14 protein-coding genes and 1 tRNA gene are annotated in these 17,409 nt (G+C 34.1%); 6 read left to right on the top strand and 9 right to left on the bottom strand.

What is annotated here, in order from left to right:
- Nucleotides 1-22: 22 nt before the first annotated feature.
- The 6 genes from J2Y60_RS06620 to J2Y60_RS06595 all read right to left on the bottom strand — a co-directional run bounded on the left by J2Y60_RS06620 (nt 23) and on the right by J2Y60_RS06595 (nt 9,062).
- The gene (locus tag J2Y60_RS06620) at nt 23-1,801 is read right to left on the bottom strand and encodes an AAA family ATPase (protein WP_309915100.1); all 1,779 of its coding nucleotides are present in this window, start codon (nt 1,799-1,801) and stop codon (nt 23-25) included.
- Nucleotides 1,802-1,804: 3 nt separating this feature from the next.
- Nucleotides 1,805-2,620 carry a KilA-N domain-containing protein gene (locus tag J2Y60_RS06615; RefSeq protein ID WP_309915097.1) on the bottom strand — a complete coding sequence of 272 codons (816 nt, stop codon included), beginning with the start codon at nt 2,618-2,620 and terminating at the stop codon, nt 1,805-1,807.
- 55 nt (nt 2,621-2,675) lie between these two features.
- Nucleotides 2,676-5,207: an Hsp70 family protein gene (locus J2Y60_RS06610; protein WP_309915093.1), complete on the bottom strand. Its 2,532-nt coding sequence runs from the start codon at nt 5,205-5,207 to the stop codon at nt 2,676-2,678.
- A gap of 20 nt (nt 5,208-5,227) precedes the next feature.
- Entirely contained in the window at nt 5,228-6,130 is a 903-nt protein-coding gene (locus J2Y60_RS06605) for a hypothetical protein (RefSeq protein ID WP_309915090.1), read from the bottom strand.
- Nucleotides 6,130-7,863, bottom strand: a complete 1,734-nt coding sequence (locus J2Y60_RS06600; protein ID WP_309915088.1) for a CFI-box-CTERM domain-containing protein — start codon at nt 7,861-7,863, stop codon at nt 6,130-6,132. Before J2Y60_RS06600 ends, J2Y60_RS06605 begins: the two co-directional genes overlap by 1 nt.
- Nucleotides 7,864-8,989: 1,126 nt before the next feature.
- Nucleotides 8,990-9,062: transfer RNA gene (locus tag J2Y60_RS06595), tRNA-Phe, on the bottom strand.
- Between the two features lie 262 nt (nt 9,063-9,324).
- Between J2Y60_RS06595 and J2Y60_RS06590 the strand changes: the two genes are divergently transcribed.
- The 5 genes from J2Y60_RS06590 to J2Y60_RS06570 all read left to right on the top strand — a co-directional run bounded on the left by J2Y60_RS06590 (nt 9,325) and on the right by J2Y60_RS06570 (nt 14,268).
- Nucleotides 9,325-10,653, top strand: coding sequence for a (Fe-S)-binding protein (locus J2Y60_RS06590; RefSeq protein WP_309915084.1), 1,329 nt, complete (start codon nt 9,325-9,327; stop codon nt 10,651-10,653).
- Nucleotides 10,654-10,681: 28 nt separating this feature from the next.
- Nucleotides 10,682-11,344: an NAD(P)H-binding protein gene (locus J2Y60_RS06585; protein ID WP_309915081.1), complete on the top strand. Its 663-nt coding sequence runs from the start codon at nt 10,682-10,684 to the stop codon at nt 11,342-11,344.
- On the top strand, nt 11,344-12,336 hold the full coding sequence (locus tag J2Y60_RS06580; RefSeq protein WP_309915078.1) for an alpha/beta fold hydrolase: 993 nt from the start codon (nt 11,344-11,346) through the stop codon (nt 12,334-12,336). The genes J2Y60_RS06585 and J2Y60_RS06580 overlap by 1 nt, the downstream gene beginning before the upstream one ends.
- A gap of 76 nt (nt 12,337-12,412) precedes the next feature.
- On the top strand, nt 12,413-13,297 hold the full coding sequence (locus J2Y60_RS06575) for a sterol desaturase family protein (protein WP_309915075.1): 885 nt from the start codon (nt 12,413-12,415) through the stop codon (nt 13,295-13,297).
- A 173-nt stretch (nt 13,298-13,470) separates the two neighbouring features.
- Nucleotides 13,471-14,268 (top strand): (Fe-S)-binding protein, encoded by a 798-nt coding sequence (locus tag J2Y60_RS06570; RefSeq protein WP_309915072.1) that lies wholly within the window; start codon nt 13,471-13,473, stop codon nt 14,266-14,268.
- Nucleotides 14,269-14,334: 66 nt separating this feature from the next.
- On the opposite strand, the gene J2Y60_RS06565 is transcribed toward J2Y60_RS06570, so the two are convergent.
- Nucleotides 14,335-14,748, bottom strand: a complete 414-nt coding sequence (locus tag J2Y60_RS06565; protein ID WP_309915069.1) for a hypothetical protein — start codon at nt 14,746-14,748, stop codon at nt 14,335-14,337.
- Nucleotides 14,749-15,034: 286 nt separating this feature from the next.
- Between J2Y60_RS06565 and rlmN the strand changes: the two genes are divergently transcribed.
- A complete protein-coding gene (rlmN, locus tag J2Y60_RS06560) occupies nt 15,035-16,114 on the top strand; it encodes a 23S rRNA (adenine(2503)-C(2))-methyltransferase RlmN (RefSeq protein WP_309915066.1) in 1,080 nt (359 codons plus the stop codon).
- Here the strand turns inward: rlmN and J2Y60_RS06555 are convergent.
- Together J2Y60_RS06555 and J2Y60_RS06550 are read right to left on the bottom strand one after the other, a co-directional pair.
- Nucleotides 16,104-16,598: a DUF456 domain-containing protein gene (locus J2Y60_RS06555; protein WP_309915063.1), complete on the bottom strand. Its 495-nt coding sequence runs from the start codon at nt 16,596-16,598 to the stop codon at nt 16,104-16,106. The genes rlmN and J2Y60_RS06555 overlap by 11 nt on opposite strands.
- Nucleotides 16,599-16,684: 86 nt before the next feature.
- Nucleotides 16,685-17,368, bottom strand: coding sequence for a response regulator transcription factor (locus J2Y60_RS06550; RefSeq protein WP_309915060.1), 684 nt, complete (start codon nt 17,366-17,368; stop codon nt 16,685-16,687).
- Nucleotides 17,369-17,409: the final 41 nt, after the last annotated feature.

The raw sequence follows: 17,409 nt of genomic DNA, 5'->3' as shown, positions 1-17,409 counted from the left end.
CAGAATCTAATTTAATTATTGATTAAAAACCTATTCGTGGCCTATCTTTTTGTACTGCATTGTTGATTTTTTCATATTTCTTCAATTCATGAACAGGAATAGAAGGCATTGTTGACTTTATGACACTCTCTAATATTGTCATTGAAATTCTTTCTTTAGTTTTCAAAGCCATTCGGGAAGCTTCATTTACTAAAAACGATATATCTGAAGAAACATAATTTTCAGTTAGTGTTGATAACGTATTAAAGTCTATTCCAAAATCTAAAGGTCGATTTTTTAAATACATTTCAAACATCATTTTCCTTGTTTCAAAGTCAGGAGGCGGTAAATAGAATTTCTTATCTAAACGTCCTGTTCTTAACATTGCAGGGTCTATCATATCTGGATAATTTGTTGCACCAATAATAAAAATTCCTTTTTCTCCTGTTCTGTCCATTTGAGCCAACATTTCATTCACAGCACTTTTTGCCATTTCGTGTGCATCACTATCACGGCTTGGAATTAGTTCATTTATTTCATCAATAAAAATGATTGTTGGAGCATTTTTCTCGGCTTCTTCAAACATCTTAGCAATGTTTTCTTGCGTGGCATTGATGAACCTACTTTTTAAGTTTGAAGGAGTTATCAACATAAAATTGAATCCGACTTCTTCGGCAAAATGTTTCGCAAAAAAAGTTTTGCCACAACCTGGAGGACCATATAAAAGCATTCCATTAGGAATGGTAACACCATACTTTACGTATTCTTCAGGTTTAAGCAAAGCATCAATAACATCTAATTGCAATTGTTCTTTTAACTCTTTCATTCCTGCAATCGCAGCAAATCCCTTTCCTTTTGTTTTTTGTGTTTTTATTTTCTTATCGTCATTGCTGTTTGACTTTACTTTTTGAACCGCATCAACATCCTCAATTTCAATTTCACCATTTAAAGCTTGTGCAAATTCATTAGCAGATTGGAATCGATTTTCAGGGTCTTGCTGTAATGCTTTTTTTAAGACTTTCAAAACAGCTTCATCAAAGTCAATTACATCGCTGGAAATTTTTGGAAATGAAAGTTTTTTTTTGCGTTCATCAATTATTACATCTTCTGCTTTTGTTCTATCGGCTTTGAATTTTGAAATGTCTTTAAACCAAGGTGGCATTCCGAAAAGTAAATGATACATTACTGCACCAACTGAAAACAAATCAGATTGAGGAGAATAGAAATTATTGAAACATTCAGAAGCTACATAGTTTAAATTCAGCCCTTCTTTTGAAAATGACTTTGAAGATTGGTGAAAAGAACGGGCAAAACCAAAATCAATAATTTTTGCTTGGGGAATGTCATCCGATAAATCAAGCATTATGTTTTGTGGTGTAATTTCATTATGAATGATCGGGCTGGGCAAACCATGTAAATAGTTTAGCCCATTTAAAATGCCTGATATAATTTGCTTTAAATCATATAATGATGAAATTTGCTCTCTTGAAATTCTTTGTGATAATGTTTCACCTACAATGAAATAAAGTACTAAGTAACCAAATTTTTTGCCCTCAAAAATCAATTCCCCACTGTCTTTGTAAGCAACAATATTAGGATTACTAATTGATTTTAGAAATTCTATTTCAAGCAAGTTATTTTCACTATCAAATGCCGAACGATGAAGTTTAGTATAATTAAAAAGTTTGAAAAAATAAAGTTTACCATCTTCACCTCTTACTCTATATGTTTCGGCATTGTTACCCTGCTTAATAAAAAGCATAATAGAATACTTCTCATTAACTGAAAAGTTCTTTGGTAATATGCCTTTGTAATTGTCCATTTTTTATTTCATTTTTTTAATTATACTACTTTCCACTAATGATTTCATTTGAGCAATAGCAACTTTATTTAACTGAAAAAGCCTATCTACTTGTGATAAACCTTGTTGAATAAGCAAAGCATTTATACTTTCCATATTGCTCAATACTACTAACTGCTCCAAACTTGCATAATCTCTTATATTTCCTATTTTATCGCTATTAGTATCTCTCCATTCTTTTGCAGTAATTCCCAAAAGTGCCACATTCAATAAGTCAGCTTCGTTGGCATAAACCAAACTCGATTGTTGATTTGTAATTTCTTTGGGTATCAAATTTTCTTTGATAGCATCAGTATGAATTCGATAGTTTATTTTTGAAATGGTTCGTTGCAAATTCCATTCTAATTGCAAACGGTTGTTTTCATCTGCTTTTAAGCGTTGGAACTCTTTTACTAAGTAAATTTTGAATTGCGGGCTTATCCACATTCCAAATTCAAACGCTATGTCAGGATGTGCATACGTGCCACCGTAACGCCCTGCTGTTGCTTTTAAACCAATGGCATTGGTCTTTTCAACCCATTCTTTAATGCTTAACTTGTAGCTATTTAACCCTGCTTGGCTTTTAATTATGGCGAATTCGCCATAATTAAAATTGGGATTGTAAACCGATTCCCAAATACCTAAATATTCAATCGTATTCCTATTGCGAAGCCAGTCCGAAATAAAAAAATCACCGTCTTTGGCTTTCAGCATATCAGTAAGTGAAATATATTCCTCTTCATTCTGAACAAGAATTGTTATTTCTTTACCTTCAACTTGTATTTTTTTGTTCTTACTCATATTTCACAACTTTGCAATTTTAAACCTGCTTAACTCGATAGTTTTAGAATCGTTTTTATACTAAAGTGTCTTTTCTTTTTTCATCATCGTGCATTAGCTCAATAACCTGAAAAAGTATTGGTCGGATTGCTTTGGTCTTTCCATCATTTGCTAATTGCAAACACTGATTTAATAGTTGACGAGCTTTGTTGGCATCTTTCCATTTAATACTTGAAAATTCATTGCTAAGCTGTTTTACAAATTGAGCATCTTGTGCATTGTCTGTTAATTCACTAACCAATTGGAACTTAAAGGAGTTTATATCACGTGTAAGCTCCTTAGCTTGTTTAATATTTTTATCCTTGATTATTTGCTCAATCGTTTTCTTGTATTCCTGAATATGAGTTTCTATTTTGTCCATATTCAAATCCTCATCATCACCATTAATTTTTATCTTTTCTATCAAATCTTCTAATTCAAAGAAAGCGTCTTTTAGTTCTTGCTCAACCTTTGGCCATTCAGCAACTTTTTCAGCACTGTCCAATTTTAAAAGTTCTTTACGTAAGCCGTCTTGAATCTTTAATTTACCATCAGCAGTTACACCTTCGTTTTCTAATTGTGTTTCTAATTCTTCTAGTCTTCTAGAAACGTCATCAGCATTAACTTTTTGTGCCGTGCGTTTAGCTTTTGAAATTTCTTTAGATAAGAACTCTTCACTTGGTGGTGGAGTTTGCTTAATTTCAATTTCTAACTCCTCTGTGTGGTTTAATAAAGGAAAGTAAGCTGTAAACTTCATTAATTGTGAGCCATCAACTTTAATCGTTATGTCAACATCACTACCTTCTGGAAGTAATGCTGGCATTGTTTCTCCTGTAATAATTAATTCGTTAACCAAATTATTAAGCGATGGTGTAGTTCCTTCAGAATTGTAGTCACCTTGGTAGATTGGAATTCTAATAACATCTTTAACCATCCCAGGTCTAATAGCACTTCTTGTTTTTAAACCATTTCTAACACCCGTAACTGGAATTGATTTGTTTTTTTCTAAACCTTTTACGCAAGCAAATCTATCTTCTTCAAATTCTTGAAAGTATTTTCCTATACCAATATTATAAGGTAATACTTGCATTTTATCAAGTCCACCAATACCTTGTAAAATGCTAAATTGGTGTGGTTGGCATTCTAATTTATTACCTGATTCATCATAAACATTTATTTCAAAAGAGTTGGAACGACCTTCAACCAAAAGCACATCAACAATGGTTGCTTTTTCGCCAATTAGTTTTTTACCACTTGACCATAATCCATCAAAACGAACCACATCCGCATAAATTTTTTCAGGGAAAGTGCCTGTTGTCTTTTCTTTTAGCACTTTCAAGTTTACCATTTCGTCTAATTCAACGGTCGTAGCTTCGTATTTAATATCCAATTGAAGTTTGGTTTTATCTCTTGTGGTTTCTTTTACTTCGTCTGATACTGAAATTGTAGAAGCAAATAAAGCCGCACCTTTTGCTACTACTGTCATTGGGTCAACAGAAGTATCAACTTTATCTGTAATTTGCTCTTTGAGCATTCTGCGAAGGATTGGCGAATAAGTCGGACCACCAACCAATATCAATGCCCCAAGGTCTGAACCTTTTAAGTTGTTACGCTTTAATAACTCCTTTGTAATGTCAATGGCTTTCTGAAAAATAGGAGCAACAACATTTTCCATATCCTTTTGAGTTACCGAAACATCAATTTCAGGCTCGTCTCCGTTATCGTCCTCAAAAGGCAAATCGCCTAAGTTTGAAAGAATGTTATGCGAATCTTTGAATGACAACTGAATTTTGGCCTCTTCTGCAAAGAATTTAACTGCGTTTCGTAAAATTTCCTTTTTATCGGTATCCTCTAAAACACTATCAATAGCATAATTCTGTTGCAGATTTGGAATGATAATTTGGTCAACAATGGCTTCATCCAAGTTTTTACCACCAAGCCAGTTATCTCCATCGGTATCTTTAACAGCTAAAATTCCTTCTTCCGCTTTTATCAATGCAGCATCAAAAGTTCCGCCTCCAATGTCAAAAACCAGCCAAAAACCGTCTTTACTTTTTGAACCAAGACCATACGCAGTGGCTGCCGCCACTGGTTCTTGTAGTAGTTCAATGTGTTTAAAACCAAGAAGTTTGGCAGCTTCTTTTGTTGCTTCATTTTGAGGGTTTAAAAATTTTGCAGGAACAGTAATTACTATTGAATTAATATTTTCGTCTTTAACAACTGATTTTAGTGTTTTTAAAATTTCAGCCGACAACTCTTCTGAAGTAAAAGACCTTCCCATATTGGAACTTTCATATTTATGAGTCGTTCCCATAGTTCTTTTAAACTCAATAAAAGTATTTGTCTTGCCAGTTTCAAAAGTCTTTAACGCCCTGGCGTTGTCATTTTTCATGGTGTTGTAAGCAGCATCACCAACGATGACATCTTTTTTCTTATTGAAATGAATGCACGATGGAAAAGTATCTTTCAATGTGTCTGATCTTTTAATGGTGGGAACTCCGTTTTCCATTCTCGCAATAACTGAATTGGTTGTTCCTAAGTCAATGCCGTAGTCAATTTTATTTCTCATACTTTGAAATTGTTTTTTATTTAGTAGCCAACAGAAACTTCTATTTGGGCTGTTTGAATCATTTTATCGTTATACATTACTGCGGGTATCAAGATTTTTGAGATTATTTCTTGACCTTTTTCCAAGTTTTCATCAGGAATAGAACTTGTAACTATAACCTTTAATCCTTGATGAAACTGTTTGCCCAACAATTCAGGCATTTCATAACCATTGGCAGAAAGATTGTCTTTCAATTTGCCAACTGATGCTTGTAACTGTTTCAAACCTTTTGTTTTTGAATCCATCAAATTGATGTTTCTTTCAATCAGATTGATTTCACTTGCAACTTTCAACGCTAATGAATGGTCAGGCTCTGCGTTGGGCGTGGCTTGTAAAGTGGTTTTCTGTTGCTCAATTAAATGCAATTGAGAATCCATCAATTCGGTTTGCTTGCCAAACTCTTTTACCAAACTTTCCTCAATAGATGATTTGGTTTTGCTCAACTGGTCAATAAAATTTGTCTTATCGGTTTGTTGTCGTTTGCTCAATAGCCAATATAAAAGGCCTGAAAGCAGGATTGCTGAAAGCACTCCGATAATTCCGTAAAGAGAATTTTTGCTTAACGATTCTGAAACTTGGGTGATTTTACCTTCATTTTTTTCGCCAATTTCCTTAATTTTTATATCAAGTTTATTTGCAGTTTCGTTAATTTTATTGCTATTGGCTTGCATTTGGATTTGCAGACTATCAATGCGATTGTTAGCCTTTGAGAGTGTTGAACTCAAAGTTCCAATTTCAGATTTCAGCTTGTAGTTTTCTGATTGAAATCTTTTAATCTTTTCAGTCAAGGGCTTTATTTCTTTGTCTAAATTTTCAGGGGTCACATTTTGGGCAAATGTTCCCAATGAAGAAAATATAAGTATGACGTATGCTATTTTTTTCATTATTTGATAAGTTTTATAAACTGGTTCAATGTTTTGCGAATTATGCTGTTTACCACTTTTTTGTTTCGTAGTTTTTCTACTAGTTTCGGTGAATAGTTATAGTATGTTTTAATAAACCACTTGCCAAAAGCTGATTTATCTAATACTTCATCTCTAAATTGTCTCAAAATAATTACTTGTGGATGATCATAATAACCGTAAGCCATTGTTGCAATATAGCAACCTGAACCGCTACTTCCTCCACTACTTGTTTCCCTGGCTATGTTTAGTGCTTCAAATTGGGCTTTTAAGTTAGAAAGCGAAGTTCTGTTCTGAATATATCTTGTTCTAAAATCTTGTCTCATATCCATTGAACCTATTGTTGTTGTTATATCCCAAGCCTCATTAACTCTTTCCTTTAACAAAAGGATTGCAGCTACTTTAATTGCATCGTCATATGTATTAGAAAACTTTTCTTGAAGTTTATTAATTTCTGAAACACACATTCCTTGTGCATCTGATGCAATTCTTGAACTAAATCCTAGGTATAATTCATCTGTACTACCTAATATGTTTTTTAGATTGTTTAAATACTGTCTTGCACTTGCCAAAAGTTGTTTCGCATTTGCAATTGTTTCATCTCTTGCTTCATACTCATCAATTAGATTTTTAAGTTTTCCTAAGTCAACTAAAATTCTCCCTTGCTTATCTCTTTCGGGTTTATCATCTATCCATTCCTGTAAGTTTTCAGCATTTTCTTGACATCTTTGTTTGGCAATGTTTCCAATTGCTAAGGTTTCGGCTTTACGGAACAAATCCATCGAAGCACTCCCTGGGTCTGTGCTTGAATCTTTGTAATGTAAAAAATAGTCAATACCACATTGGAGTATCTCATCTGAACCCTTGTCAGATATTGAAGAAAATTCAAGATTTGAAGTTCCTAAAATGGATTTGAGTTGATTTATCTTTTCAGCAATTTGTTCATACAAAGCGTTACCAATATTAACTGCATTAGCTTTATTCGCTTTGCGTTTAGTTTTAGCTTCCTCTATTTTCTTTTCAATCTCTTGAATTGGCTTTTGAACAAAACCTTTCAAGAAATCTTCTTTTGCTGAAAATTCTTGTTTAGTCAATATATTAAGGAATTTTTCAGAAAATGTTACGCCAAATCTTTCAAGTTCTAACTGTATTTCATTAAGAAACAAACGCTGAAGCCCAGCATTAGTTATTTTGTATGTTTCATCTGTTGCAAGTAATTTTAAGTCTTTTGCATAATTGCTCTCAAGATACTTTAGCTTTAAAGAAATCCCTTGTTCTAATAATTTCAACTTTATTTTTGATGTATTAAAGGCATGCAAAAGTAATAATGTTGAGAGGTTATGATAAGCTGAACTATTACGCTTTGTAACTTCTCCAGAGGAAGTCAACTTTATCCAAATCTCATAGCAAGACTGTTGATTAGCCACCTTTAACTCTTCAAAAGCTGGTTCGTCTGTTATATCATTTCCCTTATAAAACCAAAAAAGAGCAGCACTCATCTTATCATTGTCTAGGTTCAACTTAGATGCTGCCTCAATTACACTATCTGTTGTTCTGTGTAAATTTCCAAGTATAGGAAAACAAAAGTCTGTCTCAGGTTCTTGTTCTGCTTCTAAATATCTCTGAAGGCGTGTTAATTGTCTTCTTTGCTCTGCTGCTGTAGTTCCAACAAGTAACCCAATTACTCGATATGGATTGTTCTGTATTATTTGCATTTCTCTCTATAAATATCTAGGCAATAATCTAATAATTTTGAGTAACTAGTGTAGTTAGGGTTTTATAAATATGATAGAAATAAAGAAGCAGAGATTCTGCCAATACTGATGTACTGAATGAAGGTAGATATACAAACGCTCGGAATTATTGAGAAGAGTTGAAAATTCATATTGTGATTATGAACTTTGATAATTATACTACTTTCAAAAACAGAGACCTTATAAGTCTCTATATTGGCTTCTAACTGTATTCTAATTTTAGGCATTGTATTTATATCCAATAAGGTAAGAGGCATAAGGTGAAATCTATTAATTTTTTGAATTTGAATAACTAGGAAAGATAGTTATACTGAATCCTCTATTACAGATTAATCAATAAATATAATGACTATTAGGCTTAACAGTTGTACGAATATATATTATTGTAAAAATATAATTATTTTCATTAATATACTTACGCAAGACCATTTAACTAATTATTTTTTGGCTGACTTTAACTAAAATCTTGAGTTTTCATTAAACAAATTAAGATTAACAAGTATCATAAAGTTTGACTTCAAGTTTTTGGGTGAATATTTTTTTAATAGAGCCTCTGGTCAGTTTTTCTAATTATTTAATTTATCTATCTCATTTAAGTTTTCCTGATTTCAGCACTATTTACTTTGGTTAGCTTAGAGGGGAAACCATTCATACTCTTACAGCTCAAATCATAGTCATGACTTTACTTTGAATAGAATCCAGAAAATAGAAGAATAAATACCAATCGTAGAAGAAAGCTGGGAAAAACTATTATAAATATTTTTATTTAATTGATTTGACCAGACAGAAGCACAATGGATTGTAGATGAAAACTTAACTTTATTAGCCAAGCCAAAAATAACTCATTAGAAAACTTTAAATACGGATTTGATGAAACATTCGTTCAAAAACTAATTGGAAGAATGGAGCAGAACCAAGATATTTTCAATAAGATATTAGATGACAAGGATTTTGGAATAGTAGTAAAAGCATGGATGCTAGAAAAAGTTTATAAAAAAATCAATGAAACTTAAAATATTTTCACTCTCCCATTTACTACCCCACAAAAGCAAAAACCCCTCAAACGTTACGTCTAAGGGGTTTTTTGTGGTAAAGGGCGGACTCGAACCGCCGACACACGGATTTTCAGTCCGATGCTCTACCAACTGAGCTACTTCACCTGAATCCCGCCTGTGTTTCGGGACTGCAAAGGTAGGAAACTTTTTTTTAGCACCAAACATTTTCTAAAAATAATTTCAAAAATTTTAAAATTATTTTTCAAATAGTATGCTTGCATAACAAATAGAAAACCCACATCTTTGTAACACACAATTAATTCAGTAAATTGTTAAAAAAATCACCAGGTTTTCTTTAAAATCATCAAAAAGAGGTTCTGATACATTTTAATATTAAGTAAGCTAAACAGGCTTATTTTTCTGAACTATGCAAATCATTCAACAAATTCTCTTTGTAGCAGCTTTCGGTTTGGCAGCTTATTTTATTTCAAAACGCATACAAACCATTAAAAAGACCATTCAATTGGGCAGAGCTGAAGACCGTTCGGATAACCCTTCTGAACGTTTACAGACAATGTTACGAATAGCTTTCGGACAAAAGAAAATGTTTGACCGCCCCATCGTCGGTATTATGCACTTTGTCATTTATGCTGGTTTCTTATTAATTAATGTAGAGGTATTGGAAATTGTGCTAGATGGTATCTTGGGTACTCACCGTGTGTTTGCTCCAGTATTAGGAAGCCTCTATCCTATCTTGATTAATTTCTTTGAAATACTGGCTTTTGGCGTATTCTCGGTTTGTCTTATATTTCTAATCCGTAGAAATATTACCAAAGTAGAACGTTTGCAAGCTACACGCCACCGTGAACTCAATGGTTTTCCTGTAATCGATGCTAATACTATCTTATTTGCCGAAATTATATTAATGACTGCCCTACTAAGCATGAATGCTGTCGATAGTATATTACAAGAACGTGGCAACGAGCATTATCATCAAGTAGGCTCTTTTGTGATTAGCTCTTTCTTGAAGCCAATCTTTATAAACTGGAATGAAACATTCCTCATTGTTTATGAGCGCACAGCTTGGTGGTTGCATATTCTGGGTATTTTGGGTTTTGCTTTATATGTTACTTACTCTAAACATTTACATATTTTCTTGGCCTTTCCGAATACTTACTTTTCGAATTTAAAGCCTAAAGGTGAAATGTCGAATATGCCAGAAGTGACAAAAGAAGTACAAATCATGTTAGGCTTAGCACAACCTGATGCCGAGGCTAGTACAGAAATTGCTCGTTTTGGAGCAAAAGACATTAAGGATTTGTCTTGGAAAAACCTGATGGATGCTTACTCCTGCACAGAGTGTGGTCGTTGTACGTCATCTTGTCCTGCTAACATTACAGGCAAAGCTTTGTCTCCTCGTAAAATCATGATGGATACCCGCGACCGTCTGGAGGAAGTAGGTAGAAATCTATCGATAAATGGAGGAATCTTTGTAGAGGATGGAAAGGCTTTATACGGAGATTATATTTCTTCAGAGGAATTACGAGCTTGTACCACTTGTAATGCTTGTGTGCAAGAATGCCCTATTAATATTTCGCCTTTAGATATTATCCTGCAATTACGTCGATACCAAATCATGGAGGAGTCTAGTGCACCTGCCTCATGGAATGCTATGTTTTCTAATTTGGAAACGAACCAAGCTCCTTGGAAGTTTTCTCCTTCTGATAGATTCAACTGGGCAAATGATGTAAAGTAACTAGTGATTTAAGGTGTACTAATTAGTTATGAATAACAATAAAATACTAATACTAGGTGCAACTGGAAGAACGGGAAAGCATCTTTTAAGCCTTGCTTTGGCAAGAGGATACGAAGTAAATATTTTAGTACGAGATATTCAAAAAATAAAAATCCAATCTGATAGGTTAAAAGTCTTTGAAGGAACACCAAGCGATTTAACAGTATTGGCAAGTGCTATTGAGAATTGTTCAATTGTAATTAGTGCATTAAATATTTCAAGAAAGTCTGATTTTCCTTGGGCTAAGTTACGTACCCCCAAAGATTTCATTGAAAAATCAATTCAAAATATTCTTTGTTTGAGTAATCAATATCCTATTAAGTCACTTATTGTTATTTCAGCTTGGGGTGTTTCGGAAACAAGAAATGATATCCCATGGTGGTTTAGATTAATGATAGATTATAGCAATATTAAGTTTGGTTATGAAGCACATGAACAGCAAGAAAAACTAATTAAATCCTCTAATTTAAATTGGACAATAGTTCGTCCTGTGGTTTTAACCAATTTCACTAAACAACATAAAGTACACTTTAGCTCAAATAGTATATCTAAACCCAGTTTGTTCATTAGTAGAAAAAACGTGGCGAGCTTCATGCTTGATATTTTAGAAACAAAAACATTTATCCATCAAATATTAACAATTTCTGAATAATGAAACCATTATTTAAGGTATTTATCATATTAATTGTCATTTGCTTTTTTGGCTATTTAATGGGTCCAAAGCCAGATGCTCCAATCATCAAAACTTATAGTTTTAATCTACCTAGTTCGTTAACCGACTTGGAAACAAAAATCAATACGGATGAAAAAGCAGTTGTGGGGATTCGCCCAGACTGTGAAGCTCGTATCATCTGGGCTGATACTGCCAAAAAGGTAAAGACTAAACTAGCAATTGTATATATCCACGGCTTTTCGGCAAGTCAGGAAGAAGGCGACCCTGTTCATACTAATTTGGCAAAAAGATATGGTGCGAATCTATACTTGGCTCGTCTGGCTGGGCATGGTATCGATTTGGGCGATTCTACTATGAAAAATGTCACGGCAGATGATTTTATTCAATCAGCCGAAGAAGCCTTAGCCATTGGCAAAAAACTGGGGGATGAGGTAGTTGTAGTAGGAACGTCTTTTGGTGGAGCTTTGACGTTGTATTTGGCTTCGCAACATCCCGAAATTAAATCGATTGTATTGTATTCGCCTTGTATTAAAATTTTTGACAATAATGCTGAGTTATTGGATAATCATTGGGGGCGGACTTTGGCGAAGTTAGTCACAGGTTCTGAAATACGAGATTTCCCTCCGCACAACCCTATTCATGGCAGGTATTGGAGTACACATTATCATATCAATGGCGTAATTGCTTTGCAAAATTTCTTGACGAATATCATGACGCCAGCAACGTTTGAAAAAGTAAAATGTCCAACCTTTATGGGCTATTACTACAAAAATGAAGAAGAGCAAGACAAAGTAGTATCTGTACCAGCCATGTTAAAAATGTATGACGAATTGGGAGTACCTGCCAACGAAAAACAAAAAGTTGTTTTTCCAAATGCGGGAAATCATGTAATTGGCTCTTATGTTTTATCAAAAGACTACCAGCATGTTCAGCAAAAGACTGAAGTGTTTTTAGATAAGGTTTTGAAGTAAAGGCTTTGAGCAATTAGATTTCGACTGTCAGTCATTTTCAAATTTAGCTCATTTTCAAATTCTCAAATTAATCACAATGGCACCGAATCTTATTTTATATGCTGTTCCGTTTTTTATATTGACTGTAATTATAGAGGCAATATTTATTACACGCGAACAAAAAGATTATTTAGAAGCCAAAGACTCCTTTACATCTATGGCGTTGGGGATTGGTAATTTGTTGACTGGTTTGATTACAAAAACGGCCATTGCTTTTATCTTTTTGTATTTGTATGACAATTTTCGGGTATTTACTTTAGATGGCACTGCTTGGTGGATGTGGGTTTTGGCATTTTTTGCTGACGATTTTAGCTATTATTGGTTTCATCGAGAAGCACACTTGATTCGATACTTTTGGGCTTCGCATAAAGTGCATCATTCTTCTGAAAAGTATAATCTGGCAACGGCGCTTCGTCAAACGTGGACAGGCAATATTTCGGGCTCATTCGTTTTTTACTTATGGATGCCTATCGTAGGTTTTCATCCGATAGTTATCGTGATTATGCAACAAATCAGTTTGTTGTATCAATATTGGATTCACACCGAAACGATTGGTAAAATGTGGAAACCCTTTGAATTTATCTTTAATACCCCTTCGCACCATCGGGTACATCATGGTTCGGACGTGAAATATTTAGATAAAAACTATGCGGGCATTTTGATTATTTGGGATAGAATGTTTGGCACCTTTATAGAAGAAGAGGAACGACCTACTTATGGACTGACTACTAATTTAAAAACTTATAATCCTGTAAAAATTGCCTTTAGCGAATGGATTGATATTGCTAAAGACGTTTGGAAGGCTGGTTCATTAAAGAATGCTTTTAATTATGTTTTCGCTCCTCCGGGCTGGAGCCACGATGGTTCTAGAAAAACAGCGAAGCAAATGCAAGAAGAGATTCTAAATCAAAAACAAGGATGATAGTTTTTTAAAAAGAACCATCATTTCTGACAGTTCCTTTTAAAAACAACGAGCGAGTGCCTAAAAATTAATTTTATCCCTCCTCCTAACGTCCTAAACGTTTTTGTTCATTACAAAGATAATAAATAAATCATGATTTGTCCAGTGAAATAACGAAGAAAATCAATAAAGATATGTTAAAAGAAATAGAATATAAAGTGCCTACCATGGCAGAAATGATGAGCCTTGGTGAAACACCTGAAATATTATTTTGGGTAGGTTGTGCAGGTTCTTTTGATGACCGCTATAAAAAAGTAACCATTGCATTTACTAAAATACTCAATCATGTAGGCGTAAAATTTGCCGTACTCGGCACAGAGGAATCTTGCACTGGCGATCCTGCTCGTAGAGCAGGCAACGAGTTTCTATTTCAAATGCAAGCCACGATGAATATTCAGGTATTAGACGGATATGGTGTAAAAAAAATCGTAACGGCTTGTCCACATTGCTTTAATACTTTAAAAAATGAATATCCAGCGTTAGGAGGAAACTATGAAGTAATTCACCATGCTACTTTTTTACAACAACTGATTGATGCTGGCAAAGTAAAGTTACAAGGTGGGGGTGAATTCAGGGGTAGAAAAATAACTTACCATGATTCTTGTTATTTAGGTCGTGCTAATGATATTTATGAAGCGCCACGTTCGGTCTTAGAAGCGTTGGATGCAGATTTAGTGGAGATGAAACGTTGCAAAACCAAAGGTTTATGCTGTGGTGCTGGCGGAGGACAAATGTTTAAAGAACCAGAAAAAGGCAAAAAGGATATTAATGTAGAACGCATTGAAGACGCTTTAGCTACAGGAGCAACCACCATTGCCGTAGCTTGTCCATTTTGCATGGTAATGATGTCGGATGGAGTAAAAAACAAGGAAAAAGAAGATTCTGTGAAAGTATATGATTTGGCTGAATTGTTATTGGAGGGAATGAAGTAAGGAATTATTCTTATGAATTACTGATTTTTATTGATGGCATGACTTGAAGTCATGCCATCAATAGGTTTAACTTTCCGTTTTTAACATCTTTTCAATTTCTTTAGCAGTTGAGCCACTATCAGTAGTTCCAAAAATTTGACCGATTTGCGGTGAAAATAAGTACTTCTCGTTTGTTTCTGAAAACTTTACCCAATAAAAATCTAAGAAAAAAACGATTGGTTCAATACTAAAATCAACCGAGCGTAAATAAGTTTTTTTGCCTTTATAATTGCATATATAAATATTTTTTTCATTGTAAGAAATGGAATTTATGTTCATAAAAAACATCAATCCTATTATTGAAATGAGGTATATATAAACACTTAAATCAGATATAAAAAAGAATACTGATTCAATCATAAAAAGTAAAACAAACACAAAAAATATAATTCGGTACATCCATACTGAAGCTCTTGCTCCAATATATTGTTTTTTAGACATAAGATTAAGGTTTTAAATATCTAATTTAAGTCTTTAGAGCCAATATTTCTCTTTATTGATAAAATTGCTAGCATGACTTCAACTAATGTGAGCAATAGTTTTAAAGCCACAATATTCAACTTTATAAGCATTTGATTATCAATATCATACCAACATCTTGGTTTGATTTAATTTTATCCTTAACTTTGCAAAAATAACCTAAAGAGTAAAGACGCCAATCTTTGCTCTTTTTTTGTCGATATAAAATAATCTTACTTGACACTTGAAAGCTAAGATTACCAAATACATGGAAACAGTAAAAATCACCAAAAAAGATATACGTAAACTATCGCTCGCTCAAATCAAAGATTTCTTGACTGAGCATGGCGAACAAGCATTCAGGGCTAAACAAATTTATGAGTGGCTTTGGAAAAAATCAGTGCTGACTTTCGAAGAAATGACTAACCTTTCTAAGAAAACGCGTGAACTGTTAGAAAATAACTTTGAAATCAGAGCGGTTAAAGTATCCGAAAAACAAGTAAGTTCAGACAGAACTATCAAATCATCTTTTGAATTATTCGACCATAATTTAGTAGAAGGGGTATTGATTCCTGCTGACGATAGGATGACGGCCTGTGTTTCCTCACAAGTTGGCTGTTCGTTGACCTGTAAATTCTGTGCTACGGGTTACATGGACAGGAAACGTAACCTTGACCCTGCGGAAATTTATGACCAAGTAGTATTGATTCGTGACCAAGCAGAATCTCATTATCAAACTCCTCTTACCAATATTGTGTACATGGGTATGGGCGAACCTTTGCTGAATTATGCCAATGTATTGTCATCAATCAACTATATTACTTCGCCAGAAGGTCTAGGAATGTCTCCAAAACGCATTACGGTTTCAACGGCTGGGATTGCAAAGATGATTACTAAATTGGGCGATGATGAAGTAAAATTCAATTTAGCGCTTTCACTTCATGCTGCCAACGATGTAAAGCGTAACGAGATTATGCCCATCAACGAATCGAACACATTAGAAGCGTTGAAGGATTCTTTATTGCATTTTTACAAGAAAACAGGTAGTAGAATTACGCTAGAATACATTCTTTTCTATCGCTTTAATGATAGTTTACAAGATGCTAAAGAGCTTTGGGAGTTTGCCAGACAGTTTCCTTGTAAAATCAATATTATTGAATATAATCCCATTGCAGAGGCTAATTATACCAATACCGACCCACAGACATTATCCAAATTTGCTCAGTTTTTAGAAAGTAAAAACATGGTAGTAAACGTGCGTCGCTCAAGAGGAAAAGATATTGATGCTGCTTGTGGACAATTGGCAGGAAAAAAACCGCCAGTAGTAAAAGAGGAAGTTACAGCATAATCATAAAATATTCGGCAATAGCCATAATGGCCAAAATCAACATTGCCAAACAAAGAATCACTTTTCCTACCATACCAGCAATAAGCCCTAAAAATGAGCCAAGAGCCGCTTTTAGGGCTTTTTCAGGAGCTGCTTTCCCAAGGATTTCACCTAAAAATGCTCCCACAAAAGCGCCAATGAATAAGCCAAAGCCTGGAATAACAAACAAACCTACCAGTAAGCCAATCGTTGAACCCCAAGCACCATACTTAGTTCCACCAAACTTTTTTGTTCCCCAAATAGGTGCATAATAATCGAAAATACTGATAGCAATAGTAACTAAGGTAAAGAAAGTCAGTGTTTTCTTATCAAAATCTACATATTTGGAATAATGCAACATAAATAAGCCTATCAAGCTGAGTGGTGGTCCTGGTAGAGGTAAAACCGCACCCGCCAAACCTACAAAAAGGCATATTATTGAACCAATCAAGAGAACTATATCCATTTAGTTTTGAGTGATGAGTTGTGAGTTGTCTACCATATTGGCTTAAAATTGATATACAGTACTTTAAGCCTAACAACTTATTAATTTTATACCATTAATTTAAAGCCTTCTCCGTGAAGATTCAAAATCTGAATTTCAGGTTCTTCCTTCAAGAATTTTCTTAATTTGGTAATATATACATCCATGCTTCGGGCATTGAAGTATGTGTCATCTCCCCAAACCATTTTCAAGGCAAAACTTCTACTAACGGGTTTTCCCATGTTTTCACATAATAGTTTCAGCAAAGCAGATTCTTTTGCCGTTAATTTCTGAGATTCACCATTTCTTTCTAAGACTTGCTTTTCAGTATCAAAAGCAAAACCTCTGATTGTAAAGTGAGATATTTTTTCATTTTGTAACTCTAACTTCTGACTTCTTCGTAAAACTGCTTGCAAACGCGCCAGCAATTCTTCCATCGAAAAAGGTTTGGTCATATAATCATCTGCTCCTAGCTTAAAGCCTTGCAAAGTATCTTCCTTCATCGCTTTGGCCGTCAAGAAAATGATAGGCGTATCTTTATCAGACATTCTAACTTCTTTAGCCAACGTAAAACCGTCTTTTTTAGGCATCATTACATCAAAAATACAAAGGTCATAATCTTGCTGTACAAACTTTGTCAGGGCTTCGTCACCATCTTTAGCCAAAATGGTTTCATAGCCTTTTATCGTTAAATATTCTTGTAGCAATGTACCTAAATTGGGGTCGTCTTCGGCGAGGAGAATCTTTGTCATTTCAGTTAAATTGATTTTAATCTTTAATTTGTTGGTGTTTC

The organism is Arcicella sp. BE140 (genome assembly GCF_031456255.1).
Classification (GTDB): Bacteria; Bacteroidota; Bacteroidia; order Cytophagales; family Spirosomataceae; genus Arcicella; species Arcicella aquatica.
This window is presented reverse-complemented; position numbering and strand designations above follow the sequence as displayed.

Excerpts from the sequence above, each read along its gene's own strand:
- J2Y60_RS06570 (WP_309915072.1), top strand. The coding sequence starts at position 13,471 with ATGTTAAAAGAAATAGAATATAAAGTGCCTACCATGGCAGAAATGATG.
- J2Y60_RS06590 (WP_309915084.1), top strand. The coding sequence starts at position 9,325 with ATGCAAATCATTCAACAAATTCTCTTTGTAGCAGCTTTCGGTTTGGCA.
- J2Y60_RS06600 (WP_309915088.1), bottom strand. The coding sequence starts at position 7,863 with ATGCAAATAATACAGAACAATCCATATCGAGTAATTGGGTTACTTGTT.
- rlmN (WP_309915066.1), top strand. The coding sequence starts at position 15,035 with ATGGAAACAGTAAAAATCACCAAAAAAGATATACGTAAACTATCGCTC.
- J2Y60_RS06580 (WP_309915078.1), top strand. The coding sequence starts at position 11,344 with ATGAAACCATTATTTAAGGTATTTATCATATTAATTGTCATTTGCTTT.
- J2Y60_RS06565 (WP_309915069.1), bottom strand. The coding sequence starts at position 14,748 with ATGTCTAAAAAACAATATATTGGAGCAAGAGCTTCAGTATGGATGTAC.
- J2Y60_RS06605 (WP_309915090.1), bottom strand. The coding sequence starts at position 6,130 with ATGAAAAAAATAGCATACGTCATACTTATATTTTCTTCATTGGGAACA.
- J2Y60_RS06610 (WP_309915093.1), bottom strand. The coding sequence starts at position 5,207 with ATGAGAAATAAAATTGACTACGGCATTGACTTAGGAACAACCAATTCA.
- J2Y60_RS06550 (WP_309915060.1), bottom strand. The coding sequence starts at position 17,368 with ATGACAAAGATTCTCCTCGCCGAAGACGACCCCAATTTAGGTACATTG.
- J2Y60_RS06615 (WP_309915097.1), bottom strand. The coding sequence starts at position 2,620 with ATGAGTAAGAACAAAAAAATACAAGTTGAAGGTAAAGAAATAACAATT.
- J2Y60_RS06620 (WP_309915100.1), bottom strand. The coding sequence starts at position 1,801 with ATGGACAATTACAAAGGCATATTACCAAAGAACTTTTCAGTTAATGAG.
- J2Y60_RS06555 (WP_309915063.1), bottom strand. The coding sequence starts at position 16,598 with ATGGATATAGTTCTCTTGATTGGTTCAATAATATGCCTTTTTGTAGGT.
- J2Y60_RS06575 (WP_309915075.1), top strand. The coding sequence starts at position 12,413 with ATGGCACCGAATCTTATTTTATATGCTGTTCCGTTTTTTATATTGACT.
- J2Y60_RS06585 (WP_309915081.1), top strand. The coding sequence starts at position 10,682 with ATGAATAACAATAAAATACTAATACTAGGTGCAACTGGAAGAACGGGA.